Origin of the sequence: Amycolatopsis suaedae (assembly GCF_004214935.1) — a bacterium.
Classification (GTDB): Bacteria; Actinomycetota; Actinomycetes; order Mycobacteriales; family Pseudonocardiaceae; genus Amycolatopsis; species Amycolatopsis suaedae.
Window position 1 is genome coordinate 599,359 of record NZ_SFCC01000001.1, and the last position, 25,271, is coordinate 624,629.

27 protein-coding genes and 1 pseudogene are annotated in these 25,271 nt (G+C 71.6%); 18 read left to right on the forward strand and 10 right to left on the reverse strand.

The window, feature by feature from the left end; genetic code table 11:
- Positions 1–7 precede the first annotated feature (7 nt).
- Positions 8–1,930, reverse strand: coding sequence for an alpha/beta hydrolase family protein (locus tag EWH70_RS02775; RefSeq protein WP_130473576.1), 1,923 nt, complete (start codon positions 1,928–1,930; stop codon positions 8–10).
- Between the two features lie 84 nt (positions 1,931–2,014).
- On the opposite strand from EWH70_RS02775, the gene EWH70_RS02780 reads away from it, so the two are divergent.
- The 10 genes from EWH70_RS02780 to EWH70_RS02825 all read left to right on the forward strand — a co-directional run bounded on the left by EWH70_RS02780 (position 2,015) and on the right by EWH70_RS02825 (position 10,349).
- Positions 2,015–2,590 carry a DUF3090 domain-containing protein gene (locus EWH70_RS02780; protein WP_130473577.1) on the forward strand — a complete coding sequence of 192 codons (576 nt, stop codon included), beginning with the start codon at positions 2,015–2,017 and terminating at the stop codon, positions 2,588–2,590.
- Entirely contained in the window at positions 2,590–3,387 is a 798-nt protein-coding gene (locus tag EWH70_RS02785) for an SCO1664 family protein (protein WP_240686754.1), read from the forward strand. The genes EWH70_RS02780 and EWH70_RS02785 overlap by 1 nt, the downstream gene beginning before the upstream one ends.
- A gap of 20 nt (positions 3,388–3,407) precedes the next feature.
- A complete protein-coding gene (locus EWH70_RS02790) occupies positions 3,408–4,346 on the forward strand; it encodes an AraC family transcriptional regulator (RefSeq protein WP_130473578.1) in 939 nt (312 codons plus the stop codon).
- Positions 4,343–5,197, forward strand: a complete 855-nt coding sequence (locus tag EWH70_RS02795) for an aminoglycoside phosphotransferase family protein (RefSeq protein ID WP_130473579.1) — start codon at positions 4,343–4,345, stop codon at positions 5,195–5,197. The genes EWH70_RS02790 and EWH70_RS02795 overlap by 4 nt, the downstream gene beginning before the upstream one ends.
- 74 nt (positions 5,198–5,271) lie before the next feature.
- Complete coding sequence (locus EWH70_RS02800) at positions 5,272–6,795, forward strand: MFS transporter (RefSeq protein ID WP_130473580.1); 1,524 nt, start codon at positions 5,272–5,274, stop codon at positions 6,793–6,795.
- Positions 6,755–7,099: a VOC family protein gene (locus EWH70_RS02805; protein WP_130473581.1), complete on the forward strand. Its 345-nt coding sequence runs from the start codon at positions 6,755–6,757 to the stop codon at positions 7,097–7,099. The genes EWH70_RS02800 and EWH70_RS02805 overlap by 41 nt, the downstream gene beginning before the upstream one ends.
- Positions 7,100–7,111: 12 nt before the next feature.
- Complete coding sequence (locus EWH70_RS02810; protein WP_130473582.1) at positions 7,112–7,498, forward strand: VOC family protein; 387 nt, start codon at positions 7,112–7,114, stop codon at positions 7,496–7,498.
- A gap of 61 nt (positions 7,499–7,559) precedes the next feature.
- On the forward strand, positions 7,560–8,369 hold the full coding sequence (locus EWH70_RS02815; protein WP_130473583.1) for a DUF3097 domain-containing protein: 810 nt from the start codon (positions 7,560–7,562) through the stop codon (positions 8,367–8,369).
- Between the two features lie 56 nt (positions 8,370–8,425).
- A complete protein-coding gene (locus tag EWH70_RS02820) occupies positions 8,426–8,854 on the forward strand; it encodes an NfeD family protein (RefSeq protein ID WP_130473584.1) in 429 nt (142 codons plus the stop codon).
- Positions 8,855–8,981: 127 nt separating this feature from the next.
- Entirely contained in the window at positions 8,982–10,349 is a 1,368-nt protein-coding gene (locus EWH70_RS02825) for an SPFH domain-containing protein (protein ID WP_130473715.1), read from the forward strand.
- 3 nt (positions 10,350–10,352) lie between these two features.
- On the opposite strand, the gene EWH70_RS02830 is transcribed toward EWH70_RS02825, so the two are convergent.
- Together EWH70_RS02830 and EWH70_RS02835 are read right to left on the reverse strand one after the other, a co-directional pair.
- Positions 10,353–11,705 carry an MFS transporter gene (locus EWH70_RS02830; RefSeq protein WP_130473585.1) on the reverse strand — a complete coding sequence of 451 codons (1,353 nt, stop codon included), beginning with the start codon at positions 11,703–11,705 and terminating at the stop codon, positions 10,353–10,355.
- A 61-nt stretch (positions 11,706–11,766) separates the two neighbouring features.
- Entirely contained in the window at positions 11,767–12,651 is an 885-nt protein-coding gene (locus EWH70_RS02835) for an NAD(P)/FAD-dependent oxidoreductase (protein ID WP_130473586.1), read from the reverse strand.
- Between the two features lie 69 nt (positions 12,652–12,720).
- Here EWH70_RS02835 and EWH70_RS02840 point away from each other — a divergent pair, with 69 nt between their 5' ends.
- The gene (locus tag EWH70_RS02840) at positions 12,721–13,224 is read left to right on the forward strand and encodes a MarR family winged helix-turn-helix transcriptional regulator (protein ID WP_130473587.1); all 504 of its coding nucleotides are present in this window, start codon (positions 12,721–12,723) and stop codon (positions 13,222–13,224) included.
- 1 nt (position 13,225) lies between these two features.
- Here the strand turns inward: EWH70_RS02840 and EWH70_RS02845 are convergent, their stop codons facing one another.
- From EWH70_RS02845 to EWH70_RS02855, 3 genes are read right to left on the reverse strand one after another with little or no spacing between them, the layout of a single operon-like run.
- The gene (locus EWH70_RS02845; RefSeq protein ID WP_130473588.1) at positions 13,226–13,981 is read right to left on the reverse strand and encodes an NAD(P)-binding domain-containing protein; all 756 of its coding nucleotides are present in this window, start codon (positions 13,979–13,981) and stop codon (positions 13,226–13,228) included.
- 3 nt (positions 13,982–13,984) lie between these two features.
- Positions 13,985–14,749 (reverse strand): SGNH/GDSL hydrolase family protein, encoded by a 765-nt coding sequence (locus EWH70_RS02850; RefSeq protein WP_205669003.1) that lies wholly within the window; start codon positions 14,747–14,749, stop codon positions 13,985–13,987.
- Between the two features lie 19 nt (positions 14,750–14,768).
- Positions 14,769–15,980, reverse strand: coding sequence for a GNAT family N-acetyltransferase (locus EWH70_RS02855; protein ID WP_130473589.1), 1,212 nt, complete (start codon positions 15,978–15,980; stop codon positions 14,769–14,771).
- 93 nt (positions 15,981–16,073) lie between these two features.
- Between EWH70_RS02855 and EWH70_RS02860 the strand changes: the two genes are divergently transcribed.
- Positions 16,074–16,811 (forward strand): polyprenol monophosphomannose synthase, encoded by a 738-nt coding sequence (locus tag EWH70_RS02860; RefSeq protein WP_130473590.1) that lies wholly within the window; start codon positions 16,074–16,076, stop codon positions 16,809–16,811.
- 34 nt (positions 16,812–16,845) lie between these two features.
- Entirely contained in the window at positions 16,846–17,742 is an 897-nt protein-coding gene (locus EWH70_RS02865) for an alpha/beta hydrolase (RefSeq protein WP_240686755.1), read from the forward strand.
- Here EWH70_RS02865 and EWH70_RS02870 read toward each other — a convergent pair.
- A complete protein-coding gene (locus EWH70_RS02870; RefSeq protein WP_130473592.1) occupies positions 17,673–18,473 on the reverse strand; it encodes a GNAT family N-acetyltransferase in 801 nt (266 codons plus the stop codon). The two genes, EWH70_RS02865 and EWH70_RS02870, sit on opposite strands and share 70 nt — an antisense overlap.
- Before the next feature lie 23 nt (positions 18,474–18,496).
- On the reverse strand, positions 18,497–18,844 hold the full coding sequence (locus tag EWH70_RS02875; RefSeq protein WP_130473593.1) for a winged helix-turn-helix transcriptional regulator: 348 nt from the start codon (positions 18,842–18,844) through the stop codon (positions 18,497–18,499).
- Positions 18,845–18,962: 118 nt separating this feature from the next.
- On the opposite strand from EWH70_RS02875, the gene EWH70_RS02880 reads away from it, so the two are divergent.
- From EWH70_RS02880 to EWH70_RS02895, 4 genes and pseudogenes are all read left to right on the forward strand, one after another.
- Complete coding sequence (locus EWH70_RS02880; protein WP_130473594.1) at positions 18,963–19,832, forward strand: NAD(P)-dependent oxidoreductase; 870 nt, start codon at positions 18,963–18,965, stop codon at positions 19,830–19,832.
- A 69-nt stretch (positions 19,833–19,901) separates the two neighbouring features.
- A complete protein-coding gene (locus EWH70_RS02885; protein ID WP_205669015.1) occupies positions 19,902–20,723 on the forward strand; it encodes an AraC family transcriptional regulator in 822 nt (273 codons plus the stop codon).
- A 66-nt stretch (positions 20,724–20,789) separates the two neighbouring features.
- Positions 20,790–21,371 (forward strand): dihydrofolate reductase family protein, encoded by a 582-nt coding sequence (locus EWH70_RS02890; protein WP_130473596.1) that lies wholly within the window; start codon positions 20,790–20,792, stop codon positions 21,369–21,371.
- A 66-nt stretch (positions 21,372–21,437) separates the two neighbouring features.
- Positions 21,438–21,782 (forward strand): annotated as a pseudogene (locus EWH70_RS02895) (DNA alkylation repair protein); the annotation flags it as partial.
- A 10-nt stretch (positions 21,783–21,792) separates the two neighbouring features.
- Here the strand turns inward: EWH70_RS02895 and EWH70_RS02900 are convergent.
- Positions 21,793–22,803 carry a site-specific integrase gene (locus tag EWH70_RS02900; protein WP_240686756.1) on the reverse strand — a complete coding sequence of 337 codons (1,011 nt, stop codon included), beginning with the start codon at positions 22,801–22,803 and terminating at the stop codon, positions 21,793–21,795.
- A gap of 101 nt (positions 22,804–22,904) precedes the next feature.
- Between EWH70_RS02900 and EWH70_RS02905 the strand changes: the two genes are divergently transcribed.
- Positions 22,905–23,969 (forward strand): coiled-coil domain-containing protein, encoded by a 1,065-nt coding sequence (locus EWH70_RS02905; RefSeq protein ID WP_130473597.1) that lies wholly within the window; start codon positions 22,905–22,907, stop codon positions 23,967–23,969.
- 614 nt (positions 23,970–24,583) lie between these two features.
- Here the strand turns inward: EWH70_RS02905 and EWH70_RS02910 are convergent.
- Positions 24,584–25,249, reverse strand: coding sequence for a TetR/AcrR family transcriptional regulator C-terminal domain-containing protein (locus tag EWH70_RS02910; protein WP_130473598.1), 666 nt, complete (start codon positions 25,247–25,249; stop codon positions 24,584–24,586).
- Positions 25,250–25,271 lie beyond the last annotated feature (22 nt).

Sequence of the window (25,271 nt, forward strand, 5' to 3'; positions counted from 1 at the left end):
AGCCCGGTCACCGGCTCAGCTCCAGCACCGGCACCCCGGCCGGGTCGAACCCGAACACCTGGCCGTAGAAAGACAGCTCGGCCTCCAGCGCCGCGATCACCGTCGTCGCCTTGCGGAAACCGTGCTGCTCGCCGGGAAACCTGAGGTAGGCGTGCGGAACGCCACGGCCGGTCAGCGCCGCGATGAACCGGTCCGCCTGCTCCGGCGGGCAGATCTCGTCGTCCAGGCCCTGCAGGAACAGCACCGGCCGGTCGAGCCGGTCCACGTGGTGGATGGGGGAACGGTCCCGGTAGCGGCCGGGATGCCGCTCGATCGGTCCCACCAGGCTGTGCAGGTACTGCGACTCGAAGTCGTGTGTCTCGCCGCCCTCGCCCGTCCACGCGGCCAGGTCCAGGATCGGAAACTTGACCGTCGCCGCCGCGAACGTCGCCGTGCCGGTGATCGCGGCGGCCGAGGTGTAGCCGCCCGCGCTGCCACCGCGGATGGCCAGCCGCGACGGCGCCGCCACGCCCTCGGCCACCAGCTGCTCGGCGACCGCGACGCAGTCTCCGACGTCCACCACGCCCCACTGTTCCCGCAGCCGCTCGCGGAACCGGCGGCCGTAACCCACCGAACCGCCGTAGTCGACGGCGACCACGCCGATGCCCCGGCTGGTGAAGTAGGCGAAGTCCAGGTCGCGCACCGGGAAGTTGCGGTTGGTCGGCCCGCCGTGCACATGCACCAGATACGGCGGCCGTTCCCCGTCCGGGCCGGTGAAGTCCGGATTGGCCGGCGGGTAGAGGAAGGCGGGCACCGGCTCGCCGTCCGCCGTGGTGAACGTGCGGACCTCCGGCACCGGCAGGTAGGCCGGGTCCAGCCCGGCCGGTTCGGCAGGCGGCGCGAGTTCGGTGACGCCGCCCCCGGCGAAGTCGGCGTACACGACGGCGAGTTCGCTGCGTGGCCCCGCGGCGATCCCGGCGACACCGCCCCGGTAGGCGGCGATGGTCGTCGACCAGGTGGTCAGCTCGGTCGCCACGTCGGTGACCGCGCCGGTGGCCTCGTCCAGCACGGCGAGCCTGCCCGACCGCAGCACCGCGTGGCGGCCGCCGCCGAGCGGGGCGAACCAGCGCGCCCCCAGCCGCCACAGCGGACCGCCCAGTTCCTCGGTGACCGGCGCCAGGTTGACCGCCGTTGCGTCCAGCGCCACCCGGTGCAGGTTCCACCAGCCCTCCGGGTCGAGCAGCGCCAGCAGGTGACCGGGACCGTCCCACTCCAGCTGGCAGACCGACACCCCCGGCCCGCCCGCGAGCACCCGGTGCGGCCCGAACCGGCCGTCCGGACCGACCTCGGCGACACACAGCTCGGTCTCGTCCCATGGCATGGCCGGGTGCTCCCAGCCCAGCCACGCGGCGTGCCTGCCGTCCGGGGACAGCTGCGGCCCGGACAGGAAGTGGTGGCTCGCGCCCAGCGTCACCGGCCCGCTGCCGTCCAGCGGGATGGCGACGTGGTCACGGCGCACGTCGACCCGCCGCTCGCCGGTGCTGGTCTCCCGTACCGCCCACACCTCGCCGGGCCGGCCCGGCCGCAGGTCGCCGTAGCGCACCCCGTGTGGCTTACCGGGCTCCGGGGTCAGCGCGCGGACCTCGCCGCCTGCCGGATCGAGCGCGTACACGCGCTGGTCGGCCCAGTGGGTGAACACCACGGCGTCCCCGGTGTGGGTCCACGGCCTGCCGCCGTACTCGTGCACCCGGTTGCGGACGTTCCACGGCGGCGCCAGCACGTCCTTGCCGTCCCGCACGAGCACGACCCGGCCGCCCTCGGCGGGCCGCGCCTCCACCCACCACGGTTCGCCGTCGACGACGTCCAGCCACTGCGGCGTGATCCCGGCCGTGGCGACGTCGGCCGCGCTGATGGGCGATGTCCAGCTTCCGTAGGGAGCGATCTGCGGCATCGGGCGAGCTTAACCAGTCCTAACCAGGTTGAGGCGGGGTGGCGGATGCCGATCATGGACCCGTGGCTTAGGGTCGACACTGCCATGGCTCGTGTCATTCACGTCTTCCGTCAGCCCGACCGGTTCGTCGCGGGAACCGTCGGGGAACCTGGCGACCGCACGTTCTACCTGCAAGCGTCCGAGGACGTCCGCATCATCAGCGTGACGATCGAGAAACAGCAGGTCGCGGTGCTGGCCGAACGGCTGGCTTCACTGCTGGACGAGGTCGCCAACCGCTTCGGCGCCGAGGTCCCCGAGCACGCTCCGGACGACCTGGTCGACGTCGACCCGCTGAGCGTGCCCGTCGAGGAGGAGTTCCGCGTCGGCACGATGGGCCTGGGCTGGGACGCCGAGAGCAGCGCCGTCGTCATCGAACTGCTGGCCGTGACCGAGGGCGAGGTCGACGAGACCGTCGTGCTCGACGACACCGAGGAGGGCCCGGACGCCGTCCGCGTGTTCCTGACCCCGGCCGCCGCGCGGGCCTTCGCCGAACGGGCCGACCGCGTCGTCAACGCCGGCCGCAAGCCGTGCCCGCTGTGCGGGGAGCCGCTGGACCCGGCCGGCCACATCTGCCCCCGGCAGAACGGCTACCGGCGCGACGTCGACGTCCTCGAGGACTAGTGTCCGCCGGAATCGACCCCACGGCCGCCCTGGAACTGGTGACCAGAGGGCGGCTCGACGTCGAAGGACGGCTGGTCGACGCCTCCAACGTCACCTTGTTCTGCGCCGTCGAACTGGACGGCGTCACCGCGAACGCCGTGTACAAGCCGGTGGCGGGGGAGCGGCCGCTGTGGGACTTCCCCGACGGGACGCTGGCCGGGCGGGAGGTCGCCACCTACCTCGTCGCCGAGGCCACCGGCCTGGGCAAGGTGCCGCCCACGGTGCTGCGGGACGGCCCGTTCGGCCCGGGCATGGTGCAGCTGTGGGTGGAGACCGAGGACACCGAACTGGTCGCCATCCGCTCCCCGGAGGACGTCCCGGACGACTGGCGGGTCGTCCTGCACGCACACGACCGGCTCGGCGAACCCGCCGTGCTGGCCCACGTCGACGACCCCGGCGTGCGCGGCCTGGCCCTGCTGGACATCGTCGTGAACAACACCGACCGCAAGGGCGGCCACGTGCTGGCCGGCGCCGACGGGCAGATCTACGGCGTCGACCACGGCATCTGCCTGCACACCGACCCGAAGCTGCGGACCGTGCTGTGGGGCTGGGTCGGCGACCCCATCCCGGACCGCGAGCTGGAGCTGCTCCAGGGCGTCGGCCCCGCGCTCGACGGCGAGCTGGGCAAGGCGCTGGGCGAGCACCTCACCGGCGCCGAGATCAAGGCCGTCGGCGACCGGGCCCGGCAGCTGCTGACCACCCGGGTGTTCCCCGAGCCCGGCGACGACTGGCGCGCCATCCCCTGGCCCCTGTTCTGAGCACCCGGCAGGGTATGGGCATGGACGTCCTGGCCGGGCTGCTGGAGGGACCGCGGGCACGCGGCGCGTTCCTGCTGCGGTCGATCCTCGACCCGCCGTGGTCGCTGCGCATCCGCGACGAGGCACCGCTGACCGTCGTCGTCCCGGTGCGCGGCGAGGCCTGGATCGTGCCCGGCGACGAGGCCCCGCAGCGGCTGGACCCCGGGGACGTCGCCGTCGTGCGCGGCCCGCGGCCGTACACCGTCGCCGACGACCCGGCCACCGAACCGCAGGCGGTGATCCTGCCCGGCGGCAAGTGCCACGACACCAGGGGCGAACCGCTGCGCACCCTCAGCGACCTCGGCGTACGCACCTGGGGTTCCGGACCGCACGGGCGGACGGTGCTGCTCACCGGCACCTACCCCAACGACGGCGAGGTCCCGCGCAGGCTGCTCTCGGCCCTGCCCACCGTCGTCGTGCAACGCGCGGCGGCTTGGGACAACCCGCTGGCCGGGCTGCTGACCGAGGAGATCGTCAAGGACGAGCCGGGCCAGCAGGCCGTCCTCGACCGGCTGCTGGACCTGCTGGTGATCGCGGTGCTGCGCAACTGGATGGCGCGGCCGGATGCCGAGGTCCCCGCCTGGTACCGCGCCCAGGGCGACCCGGTCGTCGGCCCCGCGCTCAAGCGGCTGCACCACCATCCGGCCCGCCCGTGGACGGTCGCCGACCTCGCCGCCGAGGTCGGCGTCTCACGTGCCGCGCTGGCCCGGCGGTTCACCGAACTGGTCGGGGAGTCGCCGATGCGGTTCCTCACCGGCTGGCGCCTGGCGCTGGCGGCCGACCTGCTGCGCCAGCCCGACGTCACGCTCGGCGCGGTGGCCAGGCAGGTCGGCTACGGCAGCGCGTTCGCGTTGAGCACGGCGTTCAAACGGGAACACGGCGTGAGCCCGCAGCAGTACCGGGCGAGGGTGCCGGTGTGAACCTGCTCGACGACGCGGCACGGCAGCGGCTGGTCGACCGGTTCGGACCCGGCGTGCTCGACTGGTGCGACCGGCTGCCTGATCTGGTGGCGACACTGCTGCGGCGGTGGTCGCTGACCGTGGAGTCGGCGGTTCCCGGCGGCACCGGCCGGACACTGCGCTGCCGGAACCGGACCGGCGGGCTGGTCGTGCTGAAGCTGACCCCCGACCCGGCCATCGCCGCCACCGAGGCCGCGGCCCTGCACGCCTGGGCCGGCTGCGACCGGGTGGTCGACCTGCTCGACGCCGACGTGGACGCCGGCGCGATCCTGCTGGACGGTCTCGTCCCCGGCACCCGGTGGAGGGAACTCGGCCGCGCCGCCGAGGTGCTGCGCCAGCTCGACTCCGCGCCGCCACCAGCGGGCGGCTTCGAACCGCTGACCGAGCGGGTGGAGTTCATGTTCGACCTGGCAGGACGCCGTGCCGCGGCGTCGCCACGCGTTCCGGCGGAGACCGCGGACCTGCTCGACCGCGGCCGGGCCGCGGCGTGGCGGCTGGCGGCGGACCCGCCCCGGGTCCGTCTGGTCCACGGCGACCTGCACCCCGGCAACCTGCTCGACGCCGGCCGCGGCCCGGTCGCCATCGACCCCCGGCCCAGCCTCGGCGACCCCACGTTCGACGCGGTGGACTGGGTGTACCTGGCAGGCGGACCGCCGGAGGCGGGCGTCGAGGCCGTCACCCGGCTGGTGCCCGAGTACGACCCGGACCGCCTCCTGCGCTGGTCGCGTGCGCTGGCCATCCTGGTCGCCCTGCCCGCCCTGCGCCGCGGCGAGCGCCCGGCCGGCCTGCTGGAGTCCGCCCGCCGCGCCTGATCGCGGCGGCACCGATGACTTTCCCGGACCCGCGTCGTCATGACAGCTGAGACGACGAACCGAGGAGGCCACCGATGAACCCTCAGGTCCGGGCGGGACGCCGGGAATGGACCGGGCTGGCGGTGCTGGCGCTGCCCACGCTCCTGCTGGCGCTCGACGTCAGCGTGCTGTACCTCGCGCTGCCCACGTTGAGCACAGACCTCGGCGCGAGCAGTACCGAACAGCTGTGGATCGTCGACATCTACGGCTTCATGGTCGCCGGATTCCTCGTCACCATGGGCTCGCTGGGCGACCGCATCGGCCGCAGACGGCTGCTGCTCATCGGCGCCGCCGCGTTCGGCGTGGCCTCCGCCGTCGCCGCGTTCGCCGTCAGCGCGGAGATGCTGATCCTGGCCCGCGCGGCACTGGGCATCGCGGGCGCCACGCTCGGACCGTCGACGCTGGCGCTGATCAGCACGATTTTCCGGGACGACCGGCAACGCGCCATGGCGGTCGGGGTGTGGATGAGCTGCTTCATGGGCGGCAACGCACTGGGCCCGATCGTCGGCGGCGCCCTGCTGGAAGCCTTCTGGTGGGGCTCGGTGTTCCTGCTCGGCGTCCCGGTGATGGTGCTGCTGCTCCTGGTCGGCCCCGCCGTCCTGCCCGAATACCGCGACACCACCGCGAACGGGCCGCTGGACCTGCCCAGCGTCGGCCTGTCCCTGCTGGCCATCCTGCCGTTCATCCACGGCCTCAAGGAGATCGCCCGGCACGGCCCGGACGCGGTGCCGCTGCTGTCGGTACTGGCCGGGCTCGGGTTCGGCGTGGCGTTCGTCCGCAGGCAGCGCCGCCTGGACACCCCGCTGCTGGACCTGCGGCTGTTCGCCAACCGGTCGTTCAGCATCGTGCTGGCGCTGTTCGTCTGCGGCGGGGTGTTCCTGTCCGGGTCGACGCTGCTGATGACCCAGTTCCTGCAACTGGTCGAGGGACTCACCCCGCTCGAAGCCGCCCTGTGGATGCTGCCCGCCGTCGCCGCCATGACCGCCAGCTCACTGACCGGCCCGATGCTGACCAGGTGGTTCCGGCCCGGCTACGTCCTCGGCGGCGGCATGGTCGTCGCCGCCGCCGGGTTCCTCGTCGTCACCCAGGTCGGCCACATCGGCGGGCTGACGCTGCTGGTGACCGGCTGGACGATCGCCTGCGCGGGCAACGGCCTTCCCGCCGCACTCGGCGCGGGCATCGTCGTCGGCTCGGTACCGGCGCGACAGGCGGGCTCGGCGTCCTCGGTGTGGGAGAGCGGCACGGAGTTCAGCCTGGCCATGGGTGTCGCCGCACTCGGCAGCCTGTCGACGGTCGTCTACCGCGACGCGCTTCCCGGCGACGCCCCCGCCGAGATCACCGACGGACTCGGCGCCGCCCTGGCCGCCGCCGACCGGTTCCCCCACCTCGTCGAACCCGCACGGCAGGCCTACACCGAAGGCCTGTCCCTCGGCGCCCTGCTGTGCGCCGTCGCCTGCACCGCTCTCGGGATGGCGGCCGCCGTCCTGCTCCGCGAAACCACGACGAAAGGAGAAGACAATGCCGAACCAGCTGGCCAGCATCATGCTGGGCACCGCTGACCCGGACCGGCTGCGCGACTGGTACCGCCGCGCGTTCGCACCGAAGGAGGACGAGTACGGCTGGATGGACTTCGGCGGCTGCGGCCTGCTGATCGACGGCCGCGACGACGTCCCGGCCCACAACGATCACCCCGGGCGGGTGATCCTCAACTTCCACGTCGACGACGCCCGCGCCGTGGTCGAGCATCTCGACCGGATGGGGGTGACCTGGGTCGTCCGGCTCGACCGGCGCGACCACGGCGTGTTCAGCACCCTGCGGGACCCGGACGGCAACTACCTGCAGGTCATCGAGTTCGACAAGTAAAGGAGCAGCACCATGTTGGAGAACAGCAAGGCCTACAACGGTTTCTCGGTCAACGACGCCGAGGCCGCGAAGAAGTTCTACACCGAGGTCCTCGGGCTGAAGGTCACCGACATCGACGCGGAGTGGGGCCTGATGAGCCTGCACGTCGGTGGCGGCAGGGAGATCCTGATGTACACCAAGCCGGACCACACCCCGGCCACCTACACCATGCTCAACTTCCCGGTGGACGACGTGGACGCCGTCGTCGACCAGCTCATCGAGCGCGGCGTGACGTTCCTGCGCTACGACTCCGAGCACATGAACCAGGACGACAAGGGCGTCAACCGCGGCATGGGGCCGACGATCGCCTGGTTCACCGACCCCGCAGGCAACGTCCTCTCCATCATCGAGGACGACTGAGACCCGGCCCTGCCGTCGTGGTTCCCACGCTCCCGGGAGTCACGGCGGTAGGGTCCAGCCCGTGCGCTCCCACTCCTACGACGACATCCTGAGCGGCAAACGCAAGCGCGCCGTCCCCGAGGTCCCCGCCGAGCCGGGCCTGGTCGTGGAGGACGCCGGCGGCGGCTTCTGCGGCGCGGTGGTCCGGTTGGAGTACGGCAACGTCGTGCTCGAAGACCGCCACGGCCGCCACCGGGTGTTCCCGCTGGCGCCGGCCGCGTTCCTGCTGGAAGGCAAACCGGTGACCCTCGTGCCGGCACCGGCCAGGCAGCGAAGCGGCCCGAAGCTGTCCGCCTCCGGATCAGTGAAGGTGGAGGGCCTGCGTGCCCGCACCGCCCGTGACTCGCGCATCTGGGTCGAGGGCAAGCACGACGCCGAACTGGTCGAACGCGTGTGGGGCCACGACCTGCGGGTCGAGGGCGTGGTGGTCGAACCACTCGACGGCGTCGACGTACTGGCCGACCGCATCGCCGAGTTCCGCACCGGCCCGCAACGCAGGCTCGGTGTCCTGGTGGACCACCTGGTGCCCGGCAGCAAGGAATCCCGCCTCGTCGAAAGCATCCGCGACCCGAACGTGCTGGTCACCGGCCATCCCTACGTCGACGTCTGGGAAGCGGTCAAACCGGCCGCCGTCGGCATCGCCGCCTGGCCGCCGGTGCCCCGCGGCGTCGACTGGAAGCAGGGCGTCTGCGACGCGCTGGGCTGGGGTGAGACCTACGAGGGCTGGCAGCGGGTGCTCGCCGGCGTGTCCGGTTACCGCGACGTGGAAACTCCGCTGATCGGCGCGGTGGAACGGCTGATCGACTTCGTGGCCCCGCCAGGTCACGCGTAGGTCACAGCCAGTCGTCTGCTGGGTGCGGAGCGGATCCATCTGAGATCATGTCCCGCATGGTGGCGCTCATCTGGTTGCTCGCAGGTATCGCGCTCATCGCGGCCGAGGTCCTCTCCGGGGATTTCGTGCTGCTCATGATCGGGCTCGGCGCGCTCTTCGGAGCCGGCGCCGAGGCGATCACCGGGAACCTCTACATCGACGTCGCCGTCTTCGCGGTGGCCTCGGTCGGCCTGCTGGTGCTCGTGCGGCCCGCACTGAAGCGCCGGTTCCTCTCCGGTCCGGACGTCAAGACCAACACCGACGCGCTCGTCGGCGCCAGCGCCGTCGTACTCGCCACTGTGGACGTCCAAAGTGGACAAGTGAAGCTCGCCGGGGACGTCTGGTCGGCCAGGGCGCAGACCGAGGGACTGGTGCTCGAACCGGGCACCAAGGTGACGGTCGTGGAGATCTCCGGAGCGACAGCGGTCGTGTCGGCCGAGCCGTGACCGGGCGTAACCACTAGAGTGCACCACAACAGGCTTGATCGAAGGGGAGAGGCTTTTGTCGACCGCAGCGATAATCATTGTCGCGTTCATCGCCCTGCTTGTGATCATCACGCTCGCCAAGGCGATCATGGTGGTCCCGCAGGCACAATCCGCGGTGATCGAGCGGCTCGGCCGGTTCCGGACGGTGGCCTCACCCGGTCTGAACTTCCTGATGCCGTTCCTGGACAAGGTCAGGGCCCGGATCGACCTCCGCGAGCAGGTCGTCTCGTTCCCGCCGCAGCCGGTGATCACCCAGGACAACCTGACGGTGTCGATCGACACCGTCGTGTACTTCCAGGTCACCGACTCGCGGGCCGCGGTCTACGAGATCTCGAACTACATCGTCGGTGTCGAGCAGCTGACCACCACCACCCTGCGTAACCTGGTCGGTGGCATGAGCCTGGAAGAGACCCTGACCTCGCGCGACCAGATCAACGGCCAGCTGCGCGGCGTGCTCGACGAGGCCACCGGCCGCTGGGGTATCCGGGTTGCCCGTGTCGAGCTGAAGGCGATCGACCCTCCGCCGTCCATTAAGGACTCGATGGAGAAGCAGATGCGCGCCGACCGGGAGAAGCGCGCGATGATCCTCACCGCGGAAGGTCAGCGGGAGTCGGCGATCAAGACCGCCGAGGGTCAGAAGCAGAGCCAGATCCTGTCCGCCGAGGGTTCCAAGCAGGCCGCCATCCTGGAAGCCGAGGCGGAGCGGCAGTCCCGCATCCTGCGGGCCCAGGGTGAACGAGCCGCCCGCTACCTGCAGGCACAGGGCCAGGCCAAGGCCATCGAGAAGGTGTTCGCTGCCATCAAGGCGGGCCGGCCGACCCCCGAGGTGCTGGCCTACCAGTACCTGCAGACGCTGCCGCAGATGGCGCAGGGTGACGCCAACAAGGTCTGGCTGGTGCCCAGCGACTACGGCAAGGCGCTGGAGGGCTTCGCCCGCATGCTCGGCGCACCCGGCGAGGACGGCGTGTTCCGCTACGAGCCGCCGAAGCAGGACGACGCCGAACGGCCGGTGCTCGACGACGACGAGGTCACCGCCTGGTTCGACACCTCGACCGACCCGAAGGTCGCCGAAGCCGTCCGCGCGGCCGAGGCGGTCGCCCGGCAGGAGGTGCCCAGCCCGCTGACCGCGCAACGGCCGCCGTCCGCGCTGGCCGCGCTGCGTGGCGACAGCGAGCCCGCGCCGATCGACGGCCCGCCGCCGGGCGCGTCCAGCGTTCCGCCGGAGCCCGAGCCCACCGAGCGGGCCGAGCCGCCCGCCCCGCCGCAGCAGGCCCCCCAGCCCCCGCAGGCACCGCCCGCGGGCCCGCCGTCGGGTGGGCAGCCGCTGCCTCCCGGCCCGCCGCCCGCACCGGGCTACGGCGGACCGCAGGGCGGCGGACCGTTCCCGCCGCCGCCCCAGGGTGGCCCGCAGAGCGGCCCGTTCCCCGGCCCCTACGGCGGTCCGCCGCAGCGCTGACGATTACCGGCGGCGCCGGGTGTAGACGGAGTCGTCGGTGATGTCGGCACGCGAGCGGTCCGGCAGCAACCACACGCAGATCACCGTGACGGCCGCTGCCACCACCACGTACACCGAGATCGAGTACGGCGTCCCGGTGGTGTGCAGCAGCCAGGTGGCCAGCAGTGGCGCCGGGCCACCGGCGAACACCGACGCCAGCTGGTAGCCGAGGCCGGCGCCGCCGTACCGCAGATGGGTCGGGAAGCTTTCGCCGATCAACGCGGCCTGCGGGCCGTACTGCATGGCGTGCGGGACCATCGACAGCAGCACCGCGACGAAGATCAACGCTGCGCCGCCCTCGGCCAGCACGGCGAAGTACGGGAACGCCAGCAGGCCGGTGAGGATGGCGCCGGTCAGGTAGATCCGCTTACGCCCGAACCGGTCCGACAGCTGGGAGAACAGCGGGATCGTGACCAGTTCGAGCGCGGCCGCGACCAGCACGGCGTTGAGCACGAAGGTCTTGGTGAGGTCGCGTTGCTCCACCGCGTAGACCAGGACGTAGCTGGTGAACAGGTAGAACGGCATCTGCTCGCTGAACCGCAGCCCGGCCGACAGCAGGATCTCCCGCCAGTGGTGCCGGACGACCTCGACGACCGGGCTGCGTGAGGTGCGCTGCTGCGCGACGACGGCGGCGAACATCGGCGTCTCCAGGATCCGCAGCCGGATCACCAGGCCGACACCGACGAGGATCAGGCTTGCCAGGAACGGAATCCGCCAGCCCCAGGTGTCGAACGCCTCCTCGGACAACGTCGCCGACAGCAGCGTCATACCGCCGGTGCCGAGCACGAGCCCGACCGGGACACCGACCTGCGCGAAACTGCCGAGCAGGCCCCGGCGTTTCTGGTCGCCCCACTCCATGGCCAGCAGCACCGAGCCGCTCCACTCGCCGCCGATGGCGATGCCCTGGATCAGCCGCAGCGTGACCAGCAGCAGGGGAGCGGCGATGCCGATTGTGCTGGTGCCGGGCAGCATTCCGACGACGCCGGAGGCGATGCCCATCAGCAGCAGGGTGACGATCAACGTCGCCTTCCGGCCGATGCGGTCACCCCAGTAGCCGAAGATCGCCGCGCCGATCGGGCGGGCCGCGAAGCCCACCGCGTAGGTCGCGAACGACTGCATCGCACCGGCGTAGCTGCTGGACTCGGGGAAGAACACCTGCGGGAAGATCAGTGCCGCGGCCGTGTTGTACAGGAAGAAGTCGTACCACTCGATGGTCGTGCCGATGGCGCTGGCCATCGCGGCTCTGCGGACCTGGGTGCTCTTCTCGGTGTCCTTCGCCGCCAGTGTCCTGTTCGCCTCGTCGCGCCCGAGCACCATGGTCGACCTCCCGTCACCCGATAGGGCAGCTTCGCACCCGGGTGAGCGGGCGGCAAGGCGATCACCGTGCGATGAGAATGTCGCTCTCCAGCAGGTGATGATTGATCGCGATGGCCGCGGCCGAACCCGCACCGGCGGCCTGGACGAGCTGCGCGGGGGAGCTGACCACGTTGCCCGCGGCCCACACGCCGTCGACGCTGGTCGCCCCGCCCGGGCCGGTGCTGACCCAGCCGTCGTCGCCCACGGCACAGCCGAGTCCGGTGAGCAGGCCGTCCCGCGGAACGAACCGCGGACCGACGAACACCGCGGCCCGGGGCACCGTGTCACCGCCGGCGAGCTGGACGCCGGTGCCGGTGACCGCGGCGACCTCGCCGTCGACGATCCGGACCCCGCGCGCGGTGAGCCGGTCCCGCTCCTCGCCGGTCAGTTCGATGCGGTGCGGGAAGAACACGACGTCGCCGGACCACTGCCGGACCAGCGAGGCCTGGTGCAGGGTGAACGGCCGGTTGTCCCCGCCGAGGACGCCGATCGGCTGATCGCGGACTTCCCAGCCATGGCAGTACGGGCAGTGCAGAACGGTGTGGCCCCATCCCTGGCGAACGCCCGGGATGTCCGGCAGTTCGTCGCGCAGGCCGGTGGCCACCAGCACGGCACGGGCGGTCAGCGTGCCGCCGCCCGCGAGGTAGGCGGTGAAGCCGTGGTCGAGCCGGTCGACGCGGTCGTTGATCAGTTCGCCGCCGTAGCGGGTCACCTCGTCGCGTCCGGCGGCGAGCAGGTCAGCGGGAGACATTCCGTCACGTGACAGAAATCCGTGCAGATGCCCGGCTGGCGCGTTGCGGGGTTCGCCCGCGTCCACCACCGCCACCCGGCGGCGGGCTCTGGCCAGCACCAGTGCGGCGTTGAGTCCGGCGGCGCCACCGCCGATCACGAGGACGTCGTGGGTCATCGGAATCCTTTCCGGTCGGGTAGGCTCGAAAAGGTAACAGGTAGTTCACTGGTTAACAATTGGATTGGCATGCTCCCACTGCAGGCACGCACGCGTGAGCTCTGGCGCGAACACAACCCCGAACTGGACACCTCGCCGATGGAGGTGGTGGCGCTGGTCAAGCGCGTCAACGGGGTGCTCAACCACGCGGTCGAGGCGCTCTACGACGGAGCGGCGCTCACCGTCGCCGAGGTCGAGCTGCTCGTCCCGCTGCGCTACGCCGACACGCCCGTCACCGCCGCACGGCTGGCGTCACGGCTGGGGATGTCGCGTGCCGGGGTCAGCAAGGCGCTGGGCAGGCTGGAGAAGCGCGGCCTGATCGCCCGCGAGGTCAACCCCGCCGACCGGCGGGCGGCGCTGGTCACCCTGACCCCCGAGGGCGAGCGGACCATCGACGACCTGTTCCCCCGCGAGCTGGCCGTTCACGGTCACCTTCTGGACGGCCTCGGCGACGACCGGGCCAGCGTGGTTGCGGCCCTGACCCGCCTGGCGGAGGCGATGGAGTCCCGGCTCGAACCGGCCCCTCACAGTTGAGTCAGCTGCGAAGGCGGGACAGGATGCCGTCCAGGCCCGATCGGACGGTGTCGGGGACGCCCGCCTCCCGCAGGCGGGCAAGGAACTGCTCGTTGATCCCGCCCGGCGTCATGTGCTTGCCGGTCAACGCGGCGAGGGTGTCGGTCTGCTGCGACACCAGGATGCCGAGCTGCCCGAACACATGCGTGACGTAGGCACTCGCCGCCTCGGCGCCCGCGCCGCGCTCGGCCAGCCAGTCGGCGATGGTCGCCAGGTAGTCCAGGTGCGCGGCGAAGGTGGAGGTCGCCGCGCTGAACGCCTCCAGCGTCTCCTCCTCGCGCGGAACCACGACGCCGCCGACGCGCTCGTACAGCTCCCTTGCCGCCGGATCGTCGGGAAACATCGCGGTGAGGCTCTGCCCCCGCGCCGCCGAGGGCAGCGGAATGGAGCGCACGACCCGGCCCGCGGGGGCCGTCCACGCACGCAGCTGGTCCACCCGCACCCCGGCCAGGGCGCTGATCACCACGTGCTCGGGCCGGAACGTCAGTTCCTCCAGCACCGCCTGGCCGATCGGCGGGCGTACGGCGATCACGACCGACGTCGCGTTGTCGAGCACCTCCTGGTTGCTGGCGCAGACATGCACGTTGGGGAACCGCGCCCCCAGCTCCCGGCTGACCTCGCGGCCACGAGGTGAGAGAAACACGTCGGGCGCGGTCCCGGCACTCAGGCCGGTCACGATGGCCGCGGTGATCTCACCGGTACCGATGAACCCGTACACGCCTCACCCTCCCGCTACCGGCGCCAGCTCCGGACGCTTGGCCGAGACCGTATCGCCCGAGGACTCGCCACGCAGCCGGCGACCCAGCCAGGGCAACGCGAACTCCCTGGCCCAGCGCAGGTTGTCGGCCCGGCGTCGCGCCGGCGGGACGAGCGGCTTCGGTCCCAGCTCGGCCGCCGTCAGCGCATGCGGCACCCTCAGCGCGTCGAGCACCGCGATCGCCACCTCGGTGTGCCCGGCCGCGTTGAGGTGCAGGCGGTCCGGCGACCACAGCCGGCGGTCCCGTAGCTGCCGCATGGCCCACATGTCCACCAGCCGCGCACCGTGCCGGGCGGCGATCAGCCGGACGTGCTCGTTGTAGACGGCCACCCGGCCACGCATCTTGCGGAACAACGCGTCCTCGACGCCGTCGACGCCGGTGAACAGCACCACGGTCGCGCCAGTGCGCACGATCCGGGCCACGGCCGTCTCGTAGTCGGCCATCAGCCCGTCGATGTCGACCTTCGGCCGCATCAGGTCGTTGCCGCCCGCGTACAGGGTGACCAGATCCGGCCGCAGTGCCAGCCCCGGCTCCAGCTGCTCGGCCAGGATCGGGCGCAGCAGCCTGCCGCGCACGGCGAGGTTGGCGTACCGCAACCCGGGCTCGGCGGCGGCCAGCTGCTCGGCGACGCGGTCGGCCCAGCCACGCACACCGTTGGGGTAGCGCGGGTCGTCGTCGCCGACCCCTTCGGTGAAGGAGTCCCCCATGGCCACTAAGCGCTTGCTCATGCCGCAATCGTGCCAGTGGTCAGAAGCCCGTTCCGTTCCAGGGCGGCTCCGCGGTGGTGAACAGCACGTCCGCCCGGGCGAGTACGTCCGGGTTCGCCCCGAGTCGTCCGGTCTGCCCGAGCAGGCTCGCCCGCCAGTGGCCCAGGTACAGCATGGCCAGCGTCTCGACGTCGACCTCCAGCTCCGGGTCGGCGCTGACCCGTTCGACGCCGTCCGGGCCGACGCGGTAGCACCCGGAGTTCGCGGGCAGCTGCCGGTCGGTCACGCCGACCAGCACCGGCTCGGCCGCGCCGTAGGTCCGGGCGGCGAGCGCGGCGGGCACGTCAACCAGCCGCAGCCACAGCGAGTCCTCGACGTCGGTGATCCGGAACGCCCGGGGATCGGTCAGCACGAGGTCAAGCGGCTCGTCCACCGGCCTGCCGCCGGCGTGGATGTCCTCGATCAGGTCGATCGAGAGCAGGAACCGCCACAGATTTAGCCGGACGCCCAGGTCGGCGCCGTGCAGCTCCCGCACCCACAGCGAGTTGACGTGTCCGTGGTGATCGCTCGCGGCGGGCTTGTAGACCACGAACCCGTCCGGCTCACCGGCGTCGTCGAAGTGGACGGCGGCGTGATGGCCGCCGCGGCCCAGCACGAGGTGCCTGCCACGCTGCCACCAGGCGTCTGGGCGGGTCATCATGCCGGGCCGGTGCGGGCCGACCCTGCGGTAGGCGCGCGGCAGCAGGCCGGGGTCACGCTCCGGGTCGACCATGCGGACCGACCCGGACAGCGGCACGCCGGGCCGCAGCCGGGCCCGCCGCGAGTCGACGACGACCTCGGCCGCCTTGACCGCCACGCCGTAGCCGAACCGGCCGTAGATGGTCGCCTCGCTGGCGTGCAGCATGGCCGCCACCTCGCCGCGGTCGGCACAGTCGCGCAGCTGGCGGTCCATCAGCCCGGTCAGGATGCCGCGGCGGGTGGAGTCGGCGCGGACGGCGACGCCGTCGACCGCCGCGGCCGGGACCAGCGCTCCGCCGGGAACGGCCAGGTCGGAGCGGAACGATCCGGTGAAACCGAGCGGCTCGCCGTCGGGCGTGTAGGCGGCGAACTTGCGGTCGAGGCTGTAGACGGATGGATCGCAGCGTTCCCACAGGTCGTCGTGGGGCGCGGGCCGGTGCAGCGCGGTCGCGATCAGGTCGAACAGTGCGCGTTCATCACCTGCTCGGGCACGCTCGACGGTGAATTCGGTCATCCCGCGATCCTGCCGCAGGCGTGGGGCGCGCCGCCGCCCGTCGCCGTCCGCTACGGTTCGTGTCGGCCCGCAGTGAGACCCAGAGGAATGATCATGGGGGAGAACATCCCGAAGACCACGGTCGTCGTCCCGACGTACAACGAGCGGGACAACCTGCCCACGCTCGTCGGCATGCTGGCCGAGCTGGACGTACCCAACCTGGGCGTACTCGTCGTCGACGACAACTCGCCCGACGGCACCGGCGAGGTCGCCGACAAGCTCGCCACCGAGGCGTCCATCCCGGTCAGCGTGCTGCACCGCACCGAGAAGGACGGCCTGGGCAGGGCGTACGTGGCAGGCATCTCCCGGGCGCTGGACGAGGGCGCGGACGTGGTGATCCAGATGGACGCCGACCTGTCGCACCCGGCCAGTGCCATCCCGACCATGCTGGAGATCCTGAAGACGACCGACGCCGCCGTCGTACTGGGGTCACGCTACGTGTCCGGTGGGTCGCTCGCGGGCGAGTGGAGCTGGCACCGCAAGGCGCTGTCGGCGTGGGCGAACTTCTACGTCAACGCCATCCTGCGGCTGAAGGTGAAGGACGCGACCGCCGGGTTCAAGGCGTGGCACGCCAAGACGCTGCGGGCCATCGACGTGTCCTCCATCCGCAGCAACGGCTACGCGTTCCAGGTGGAGATGAACCACCGCACCGTCAAGCAGGGCATGCGCATCGCCGAGACCCCCATCCGGTTCGAGGAGCGCGCCGACGGCGTGTCGAAGATGAGCCTCAAGGTGCAGATCGAGTCGGCCGTGCTGCCGTGGAAGCTGCTGTTCGGCAAGAGCGGCGACTGACACAGCGGTGACACCCGCCCGGCATGATCGGGTCGTGATCACCTTCGTTCTAGTCCACGGTTCCGGTGGCAACGCCCGCACCTGGTCCACCCTGCAGCAGGAACTCGCCCTGCGTGGCCACCGCACACTCGCGATCGACCTGCCCGGTCGTGGGGCCGGTTTCACCGAGGCCTACTACACGCAGGACCTGGAAACGTTCGCCGCCGAGCCGTCCCCGCTGGCCGGGACCACGCTGGCCGACCTCGCCGAGCACGTGACCGGGCTGATCCGGCGGGTGCGTGAGCACGGGCCGGTGGTGCTGGTCGGACACAGCTTCGGCGGCCTGCCGGTCACCGCGGCCGCGACGGCGGCCGCCGACCTGCTCGACGGCCTGGTCTACATCGCCGCGCAGTGCCCCGTCGACCGTGCCCCCGGCGACTACCTGGCCCTGCCCGAATGGTCGACCAGCGAACTGCTGCCCGCGACGGCCCCGCTGCTGGTCGCCGACCCGGCCCGGCTCGGCGCCGTCCGGGTGAACTGGCGCGGCGCTGACGCCGGGCAGCGGGCCGCCCTGCGCGCGGCGATGTGCGACGAGCTGACCGACGAGCAGTTCCTCCAGGTCGTCAACGCCTCCCAGCCTGACGACTACTTCTGGCACACCGACCCGGCGTGGGACGTGCGGGCGAGCAAGGAGGTGTTCGACCGCCTGCCGCACACCTACGTCCGGCTCGGCGCGGACCGGTCGATGCCGCCGGCCGCGCAGGACCGCTACATCGCCGACGCCGACGCGCTGTCCCCGGCCAACCCGTTCACCGTGCACACCGTCGACAGCAGCCACGGCGGGTTCTTCCGGTCGCCGGAGTCGGTGGCCGAGATCCTCGATCAGTTCGTCTCGGAGCGGATGGCGTACTCGCTGAACTCACCGCAGGCCTCGAACCCGAGCCGGCGGTAGACCGGCTCGCCGTCCGCCGAGGCCTGCAGCACGGCGGTCCGGAAGCCCTCCGATCGCGCGGTGTGCAGGGTGGCGAGCGTGATGGCGCCGCCGTAGCCGCGACGGCGTTCGCTGGCCAGCGTGGCGATGTTGTAGATGCCCGCGACGCCGGCGTGCAGGAACACCTCGGCGGTGCAGACGGGCCTGCCGTCCACGTAGCCGACCAGGTAACGGGCCGGGCAGGCGGGCGCGAGCGCGCGTTCGGCGGCATTCGCGAAGAACTGGCGCACGGTGGCGGCGGGCGGGTTCCACAGCGCCGCCAGCACCATGGCGTAGTCGGCGAGCTGCTCGGGGCTGGTCGCCAGCCGGATCTCCAGCCCGTCCACGGGCGGCACGGACGGGACCTCGCCGAGGTCGCGCCACATGCCGACCTCGGTCTCGGACACGGAAAGGCCGGCGGCGGTCAGGGTGGCGCCGAGGTCGTCCGGCGCGGTGGCGGGGCCGACCCACCAGGAGAACGGGCGGCCGGTGGCCCGCAGTTTCTCGACCGTCCGCGCGACGCGGTCCGCCGCGGTGTCAGCGGTGAACCGGGCCGCCGCGACGATGTTGAACGTGTCGTCGTGCAGGCCGCTGTCGGCGATCAGCAGGTCGTCGGTCTCGGTGACGGTGGTGCCGGCGAGGTGGCGGTGCAGGTGGCAGGCATGCTCGGCCAGGTTCCGTTCGGCCCTGGCGGCGCGGTCGTTCTCGTTCATAGTGAGGCCAATTCTCGACCAGCTCACCGGAGCCGGTCCCACGGGATGGCCTCGATCCGGTCGAGGTGCTCCTCGCCCCATTCGCCGAGCACGGCCATCGCGGTGTTGAGCGACCGGCCGAACTCGGTCAGCGAGTACTCCACCTTGGGTGGGACCTGGTGATAGACCTCGCGCTCGAGCAACCCGGTGGTCTCCATCTCGCGCAGCTGCAGGATCAGCACCCGCTCGCTGATGCCGGGGACGGCCCGGCGCAACTCGCCGAACCGCAGCGGGCCGTCCTGCAGGGCGAACAGGATCAGGCCCTTCCACTTGCCGCCGACGACGGCGATGGCGGCGTCGAGCCCGCAGGTGAAGGTCCGGGTCTTCGGCATCGGCAGGCTCCTATACATACATTTTTGTTGGTACCAGACAAAATAGTAGGTACTTGAACTTAGGTTCGTCACCTCGGAGCATGTGATCACCTTTCCTTACTGGAACTGGAGTTCACACATGCAGATGCCGGTCACCGTCCTCGGACTGGGCTCGATGGGCGCCGCGCTGGCCGGGGCATTCCTCGACGCGGGCCACCCGACCACGGTGTGGAACCGCACCGCCGCGCGTGCCACACCGCTGGCCGACAGGGGCGCCCACCCCTCGGCCACGGTCGTCGACGCGGTCACCGCGAGCCCACTGGTCATCACCTGCCTGACCACGTTCGACGCCACCATGAAGACACTCGAACCCGCCGCGGCCGCACTGGGCGGACGCATCCTGGTCACCCTGAACAGCGGCGCTCCCGCCGAGGCCCGGCGTACTGCCGCCTGGGCCGCCGAACACGGCATCCGTTTCCTCGGCGGCGCGATCAAGAACGTGCCCGCGGCGGTCGGCTTACCGGACACGTTGCTGTACTACGGGGGCGATCGTGCTGCCTTCGACGAGGTCGAACCGGCGCTGCGGGCACTCGGCGGCGACACCGTCCACCTCGGCGACGAACCGGACCTGGCGGCGCTCTACGAGATGGCGGTCGGCGGCACGCTGCTGCCCGCGCTCGTTGGGTTCTTCCAGGGAGCGGCCGCCGTCCAGGCCCGCGGGCTGGAGGCGAGCACGCTGGTGCCGTACACGGTCAAGTGGCTGGAGATGATCGCCTCGGTGCTTCCGGTGTTCGCGGGCGAGATCGACAGCGGCGACTACAGCAGGCCGATGTCCAGCGTCGGCATCTTCGCCGCGGGCATGGAGGCCGAACGGGAGTTCGCCACGGAAGCCGGTGTGGACGGGGCCTGGCTGGCACCGTTGCACGACCTGCTGCGGCGCGCGATCCAGGAGGGGCACGGCGAACACAGTGTCGCGGCGCTGACCGAGGTGCTGAAGACGCCAGCGTGATGTCCCCGGCGTGGGTGGACCGCCCCGGCGCGCGTCGGCGATGCTGTGGGCGTGGAGTACGTGTCGAGAGTGCCGCGGCCACCGCTGGACGGGCTGATCGACGATCTCTACTACCTGGCCGGCACGCCGCCGTACGCCCGGCTGATGCTGCCGCCGGCGCCGTCGGCGTTGCTCATCGTCAACCTCGGGGCACCGTTCCGCATCCGCGCGGGCACCGAGATCGAGGCGGCCGAGTACGCCGACGGCTGCGTGATCACCATGCCCACCCGCGCGTACGAGTTCGGCTACCCGCTGCCCACCCGGTCGGTCGGCGTGCACGTCAAGCCGTGGGGGCTGGCGCCGTTCCTGCCGGCGCCCGCGGCCGAGCTGTGTGACCGGCCGGTGACGATCGAGCAGGTCTGGGGCCGGCCCGCCGTCGCCAGGCTGCGTGACCGGCTGGCCTCGGCGGACGGACCGAACGCGATGCTGACGCTGCTCGAAGAAGAGCTGAGGCGACGGCTGCGCGAGACCGCAGGCCTGGGCCTGGTCCGCCACACGAGCAACGTCATCGCGGCGACCGGCGGGACGGTGGCGATCGGCGAGCTGAGCGTGGCCGCCGGGGTCAGCAACACTCATCTGGCTCAGCGGTTCAAGGAACTCATCGGCGTGACGCCGAAGCGGATGGCCCGCACTCACCGCTTCACCTCCACCGTGTTCGGGATCGACCCCACCGGGCCGATCGACTGGAGCGACCTCGCCGGCGGCGGCGGCTACTTCGACCAGGCCCATTTCGGACACGAGTTCCGGGCGTTCACCGGGCTCACCCCGACCCGGTACCTGGAAGTCCGGCGGCGATTCCTGCGTGAACATCCCGGCCACACGCTGGAGGGCTGGCCGCTGCCCGCCGATTGATTTCTTACAAGAGCGACCGCTCATGACCGGCTAGCTTGGGGCACCTCGAAGCAGGAGGAGGACCCCGTGGGCAAGGTGGTCATGTACAGCTCGGTGTCGGTGGACGGCTTCGTCGCGGACGAGAACGACCAGCCCGGGCCGTTGTTCGACTGGTTGACCAACGGTGACGTCCCGCTGGACGACAGCGGCGCGTTGAAGGTGTCGCGGACGTCCTACGACCACACCCGGCCGTACTGGGACCAGATCGGGGCGACGATCGCCGGCCGCCACGTCTTCGACATCACCGACGGCTGGGACGGCAAGCCGCCGGGCGGGATCGACCACGTGGTCGTGGTGACGCACCGGCCGGCGCCCGAGGGCTGGGACCCCGCCGCGCCGTTTCACTTCGTCGACGGCGTCGAGGCGGCCGTGGCCAAGGCGCGGGAGCTGGCGGGTGACCGCGTCGTCGAGGTCGCCCCGGGCGATGTCGGTGGTCAGGCACTCGCCGCCGGGCTGGTCGACGAGGTGCGCATGGACGTCGTACCGGTCGTGTTCGGTTCGGGCAAGCGCTACTTCGGGTCGGTCGACGCGCAGCACCTGCTGGAGGATCCGCACGTGATGGTCCAGGGCGACCGGGTGCTTCATCTGTGCTACCGGGTGCGCCGCTGACCGGGCTACGGTGTTGCGGGTGACCGAGACGACGGTGGCCGCGTTGCTGGCCGAGCAGGAGCTGGCGCGCGACCTGTGCGCTTGGCCTGGTCGAACGATCCGGATCCGGTGGTGGCGAGTGCCGGGTGGGCACTGACCACCGACCGTGTGGCCAAGCAGCCCGACGGCCTCGATCTGGTGGAACTGCTCGACGTCATCGAAGCCGAGATGAAGGACGCTCCGGACCAGCTGCAGTGGGCCATGAACAGCTGCCTGGCACACATCGGGATCGAGCACGCCGAGCACCGCGACCGGGCGCTCGACATCGGTGAGCGCCTGCAGGTGCTGAAGGACTACCCGACGCCACCGAACTGCACCTCGCCGTACGCGCCGGTGTGGATCACCGAGATGGTGCGCAGGCAGGGCGCGTAGGAGAAGCCCGTCAGAGGTCGAGTGCGCCCGCGGCGTTGTCCTCCCAGCGGTCGACCCGCCGGATGTACTCGTACAGCGCGCGGCTGCCGCGTACCCAGCGGCCCTGGTCGGCGATGGCGACGTCGTCGGCACCGGCGCGGCGGGCCTCGGTGGCGAAGCCGGATCGCAGGGAGTGGCCGGTCACCGGGTAGGGCAGGCCGGCGCGGCGGCCCGCGCGGGCGAGGATCTGGTTGACCCCCGCGGGGGAGAGCCCGTCGGCGGAGACGTTGCCGTGCCTGTCGACGCGCCGGAACGCCGCGCCGCCGGTGATCGCGGCGCTGTCCAGCCAGGCCCGCCAGGCGCAGACCGGGTCGGTCTCGGCGTTGTCGCGGCGGGGGACGACCATGTCGCCGGTGGTCTTGCCGTGCCGCACGGTGATCTCCAGGCCGCGGTCGCCGACCACGGTGATGTCGCCGACGAGCAGGTGGGCCAGGTCCGAGCAGCGGGCGGCGATGGGGAAGCCGATCAGCAGCATGGCGCGGTCGCGGCGGCCTGCCGGTGTGTCCGGGCAGGCCGCCGACATCGCCCGTAGGTCGGCGAGGGTGACCATGGCGGCCTTGCCGCGGCCGCGGTCGACGCCCGCTTTGGCCAGCCGCTGCCGGTAGCCCTTGATGGCCCGCCACGCCGCGCGGGTTGCTTCCGGGTCGACGTGGACGCCGTGGTGACGCAGACCGGCGACGGCTCCGGTGAGCCGCCGTTCCATGGTGGCCGGCGCGGCGGGGCGGCGGCCCTGGGCGTGTTCGAGCCAGACGACGAACCCGGTCAGCGCCCCGGGGGTCGCCGCGAGCAGCGGGATTCCGGCTTCGACGGTGTAGTCCTGCCAGACCCGCCAGTCCTGGGCGTAGGCACGCAGGGTGTTCGCGGGCCGCTGGGAGTCGACGTAGGCGCCGGCCGCCGCGTCCAGCATCGCCAGCCGTTCGGCCGGACCCAGTTCGTCGGATTGCGGCAGTACGGGATACGCCCGCTTCAGTTCCTGACCCACGATATGGGACGTTATCACAACCCAGCAGCGTGACTCTGTTCTGATATCGCCTGGTTTAATTCGAATTTGAGATAGTTAATTGGTGATGATAGGCTCCTGACGTGCAGGAAGACGAGTCAGGGCGGGTGTGTGGCTACCGGCGATGCGGTGCCGCGCTTCCGGCGGTGTCGGGCCGGGGGAACCGGGCGCGGTTCTGTCAGGACGGCAAGACCTGGGGGAGCCGGAACCTGACCTGCCGGGAGGCCGAGGCGGCACTGGTGGACGTCGACTCGCTGCGGGAGGACGGGCAGCCGGTCGACGACGGCGCGGTGGCGGAGCTGGGCAGGCAGGTGGATGCCGCGCTCGGTCCGGCCCGGGTGTTGGCCGAGTCGCTGAGCGCGGTCGGCAGGCAGCTCGACTCGACCGTGGCCGACGCGCTGGCTGCCCGGGACAGTGCTCGCGCGGACGCCGAGGAACAGCGGCGGCTGCGAGGGCTGGCCGACGCTGCCGCCGCCACGGCGAAGGCGGACGCGGACGAAGCGACGCGCGTCGCCGAGAAGGCACTGGCCGCCAGGGCGCAAGCGGAGAAGGAGCGCGACGCCGAGCGGCGTGCCCGCGCCGAGGCCGACGCTGCCCGGCAGCGCGCGGAGGGCCGGGCGGTCACGTTGCAGGAAGAGCTGTCACGGGCGACCTCGCGCGCGGAGGCGGTCGCGGCGCATGCCGCGGAACTCGACCGGTCGCTGGCCTCGGCCACCGCCGAGCTGGCGGCCGCGCGGGCGCAGCTCGAGGAGCACCGCTCCCGCGCGACGGCGGTCGAGCGGGAGCTACGGGAGCGGCTGACCGCGCAGGCCGAGGAACACCGCGCGCAGACCGAGGACACGCGGGCCAGGCACGAGCGGGCACTGTCGGACGCCCGCGCCGAGTCGCGGCGGCTGCGTGAGGAGGGCGAACGGGAACGCGCCGGTCACGGCCGGGCGATGGTGGAGATCAACTCGACGATCAACCAGCTCAACCGCGACCTGGGCGCGGCGGAGTCGGCCCGGCGGCAGGCCGTGGAACAGGCCACGGCTGCGACCACCCGGGCGACCGGCCTGGCCGAACTGGCCACGGCGCTACGGGACCGGGTCGACGCCGAGGAGTTCACCCGCCTGCCCGAGCACCTGCGCGCGCTGCTGTCGGCCCGCTGACCCAGGCTCAGCCGAAGCTCGTGAAGGCCACCTTCACCACGTCTCACGTCAGGGTCCCGGCAAAGTCGGGTCGCGGGCAGGCGAGGTGGCTGGTCTCGAGCGTGGAACTCGTGTACCGGAATGTAGAACTTGCGTGCCGGAATGCAGAACTCGCGTGCGTGAGCGCAGAACTCACCATGTGGATCGGGGTTCTCACGTGGTGCCGGTCGCCCGCGGGAACGGGCCGTTCGCGCGAGTCCTCCGTTCCCGACCCGCGAGTCGACCGTTCCGGACCCGCGAGTTGCACGTTCCCGCCCACCTGATCCCACTGCCCGGCACACCGGTCCCAGGTAGCGAGACCAGCCTGCCCTCGGCTGGCCGAACGGACCGTTCGCGCGACCGCCCCGGGCCGGAGCACGAGTTTCGCGTTCCTGAACACGTCATTCGCGTTCCCGAACACGACACTCACCATCCGGACCCGGCGTCCCAGCTCGTGAACCCACCTGTGCCACCGGGCCATTCACCGCGAGTCTCGTGTTCAGGAACGCGAGTCTCGTCTTCCGGAACGCGAATGACGCGTTCCGGACCACCTGACTTTGCCGGGACCCTGACGTCACACGTAATAGAGGTGGCCTTCACGAGCCTTGACGCCCTGCCGGCGCGGCGTCGAGGAGGCCGGTGATCAGCAGGTCGAGTGCCCTGGTGAAGTCCTGCTCGGGGTCGCCGGCCGACAGCGCGGGCAGGACCCGGCTGAAGTTCGGCAGCGTGGCGGGGTTGACCCGGCGGATGTAGGGCTCCATCTGCTCCTGTTCGGCCCGGTTGCTCTGCTCGCGGGCGAACCCGGCGGTGGTCAGCAACAGCGACCCGAAGACGAGGCTGTGCAGCGCGCCCAGTGTCTGGCGGACGCCGTCGTCGTCGAAACCGGCTTCGTAGAGCGCGCCGATGAGGTCGTCCATTGGCTGCATCGCCCGCAGCGTCGTGGGGTTGGCCTGGTCGGTGACCAGCGCCAGCGGTACCACCGGGTGGTGCCGCAGGACGCGGTACAGGCTCAGTGCGGTCGCCCGGACCCGTTCGGCCCAGTGCAGGCCGGGGTCGGGCCGGTCGATGGTGGCGAACACCCGGTCGGCGAGCCCGTCGAGGATGTCGGCCTTGTTGGCGACGTGGTTGTACAGGGCCATCGCCTCGACGCCGAGACTCTTGGCGAGCTTGCGCATCGACAGCCCGTCCAGGCCTTCCGCGGTGGCCAGCGCGAGGGCGGCGTCGAGCACCTTGTCGCGGTTCAACGGCTCTCGTCGAGGCATCTCGCTCCCCTTCTTCGATATG

Excerpts from the sequence above, each read along its gene's own strand:
- EWH70_RS02910 (WP_130473598.1), bottom strand. The coding sequence starts at position 25,249 with ATGCCTCGACGAGAGCCGTTGAACCGCGACAAGGTGCTCGACGCCGCC.
- EWH70_RS02790 (WP_130473578.1), top strand. The coding sequence starts at position 3,408 with ATGGACGTCCTGGCCGGGCTGCTGGAGGGACCGCGGGCACGCGGCGCG.
- EWH70_RS02805 (WP_130473581.1), top strand. The coding sequence starts at position 6,755 with ATGCCGAACCAGCTGGCCAGCATCATGCTGGGCACCGCTGACCCGGAC.
- EWH70_RS02870 (WP_130473592.1), bottom strand. The coding sequence starts at position 18,473 with ATGAACGAGAACGACCGCGCCGCCAGGGCCGAACGGAACCTGGCCGAG.
- EWH70_RS02825 (WP_130473715.1), top strand. The coding sequence starts at position 8,982 with ATGGTGGTCCCGCAGGCACAATCCGCGGTGATCGAGCGGCTCGGCCGG.
- EWH70_RS02810 (WP_130473582.1), top strand. The coding sequence starts at position 7,112 with ATGTTGGAGAACAGCAAGGCCTACAACGGTTTCTCGGTCAACGACGCC.
- EWH70_RS02780 (WP_130473577.1), top strand. The coding sequence starts at position 2,015 with ATGGCTCGTGTCATTCACGTCTTCCGTCAGCCCGACCGGTTCGTCGCG.
- EWH70_RS02880 (WP_130473594.1), top strand. The coding sequence starts at position 18,963 with ATGCAGATGCCGGTCACCGTCCTCGGACTGGGCTCGATGGGCGCCGCG.
- EWH70_RS02820 (WP_130473584.1), top strand. The coding sequence starts at position 8,426 with ATGGTGGCGCTCATCTGGTTGCTCGCAGGTATCGCGCTCATCGCGGCC.
- EWH70_RS02860 (WP_130473590.1), top strand. The coding sequence starts at position 16,074 with ATGGGGGAGAACATCCCGAAGACCACGGTCGTCGTCCCGACGTACAAC.
- EWH70_RS02835 (WP_130473586.1), bottom strand. The coding sequence starts at position 12,651 with ATGACCCACGACGTCCTCGTGATCGGCGGTGGCGCCGCCGGACTCAAC.
- EWH70_RS02775 (WP_130473576.1), bottom strand. The coding sequence starts at position 1,930 with ATGCCGCAGATCGCTCCCTACGGAAGCTGGACATCGCCCATCAGCGCG.
- EWH70_RS02800 (WP_130473580.1), top strand. The coding sequence starts at position 5,272 with ATGAACCCTCAGGTCCGGGCGGGACGCCGGGAATGGACCGGGCTGGCG.
- EWH70_RS02830 (WP_130473585.1), bottom strand. The coding sequence starts at position 11,705 with ATGGTGCTCGGGCGCGACGAGGCGAACAGGACACTGGCGGCGAAGGAC.
- EWH70_RS02840 (WP_130473587.1), top strand. The coding sequence starts at position 12,721 with ATGCTCCCACTGCAGGCACGCACGCGTGAGCTCTGGCGCGAACACAAC.
- EWH70_RS02850 (WP_205669003.1), bottom strand. The coding sequence starts at position 14,749 with ATGAGCAAGCGCTTAGTGGCCATGGGGGACTCCTTCACCGAAGGGGTC.
- EWH70_RS02855 (WP_130473589.1), bottom strand. The coding sequence starts at position 15,980 with ATGACCGAATTCACCGTCGAGCGTGCCCGAGCAGGTGATGAACGCGCA.
- EWH70_RS02875 (WP_130473593.1), bottom strand. The coding sequence starts at position 18,844 with ATGCCGAAGACCCGGACCTTCACCTGCGGGCTCGACGCCGCCATCGCC.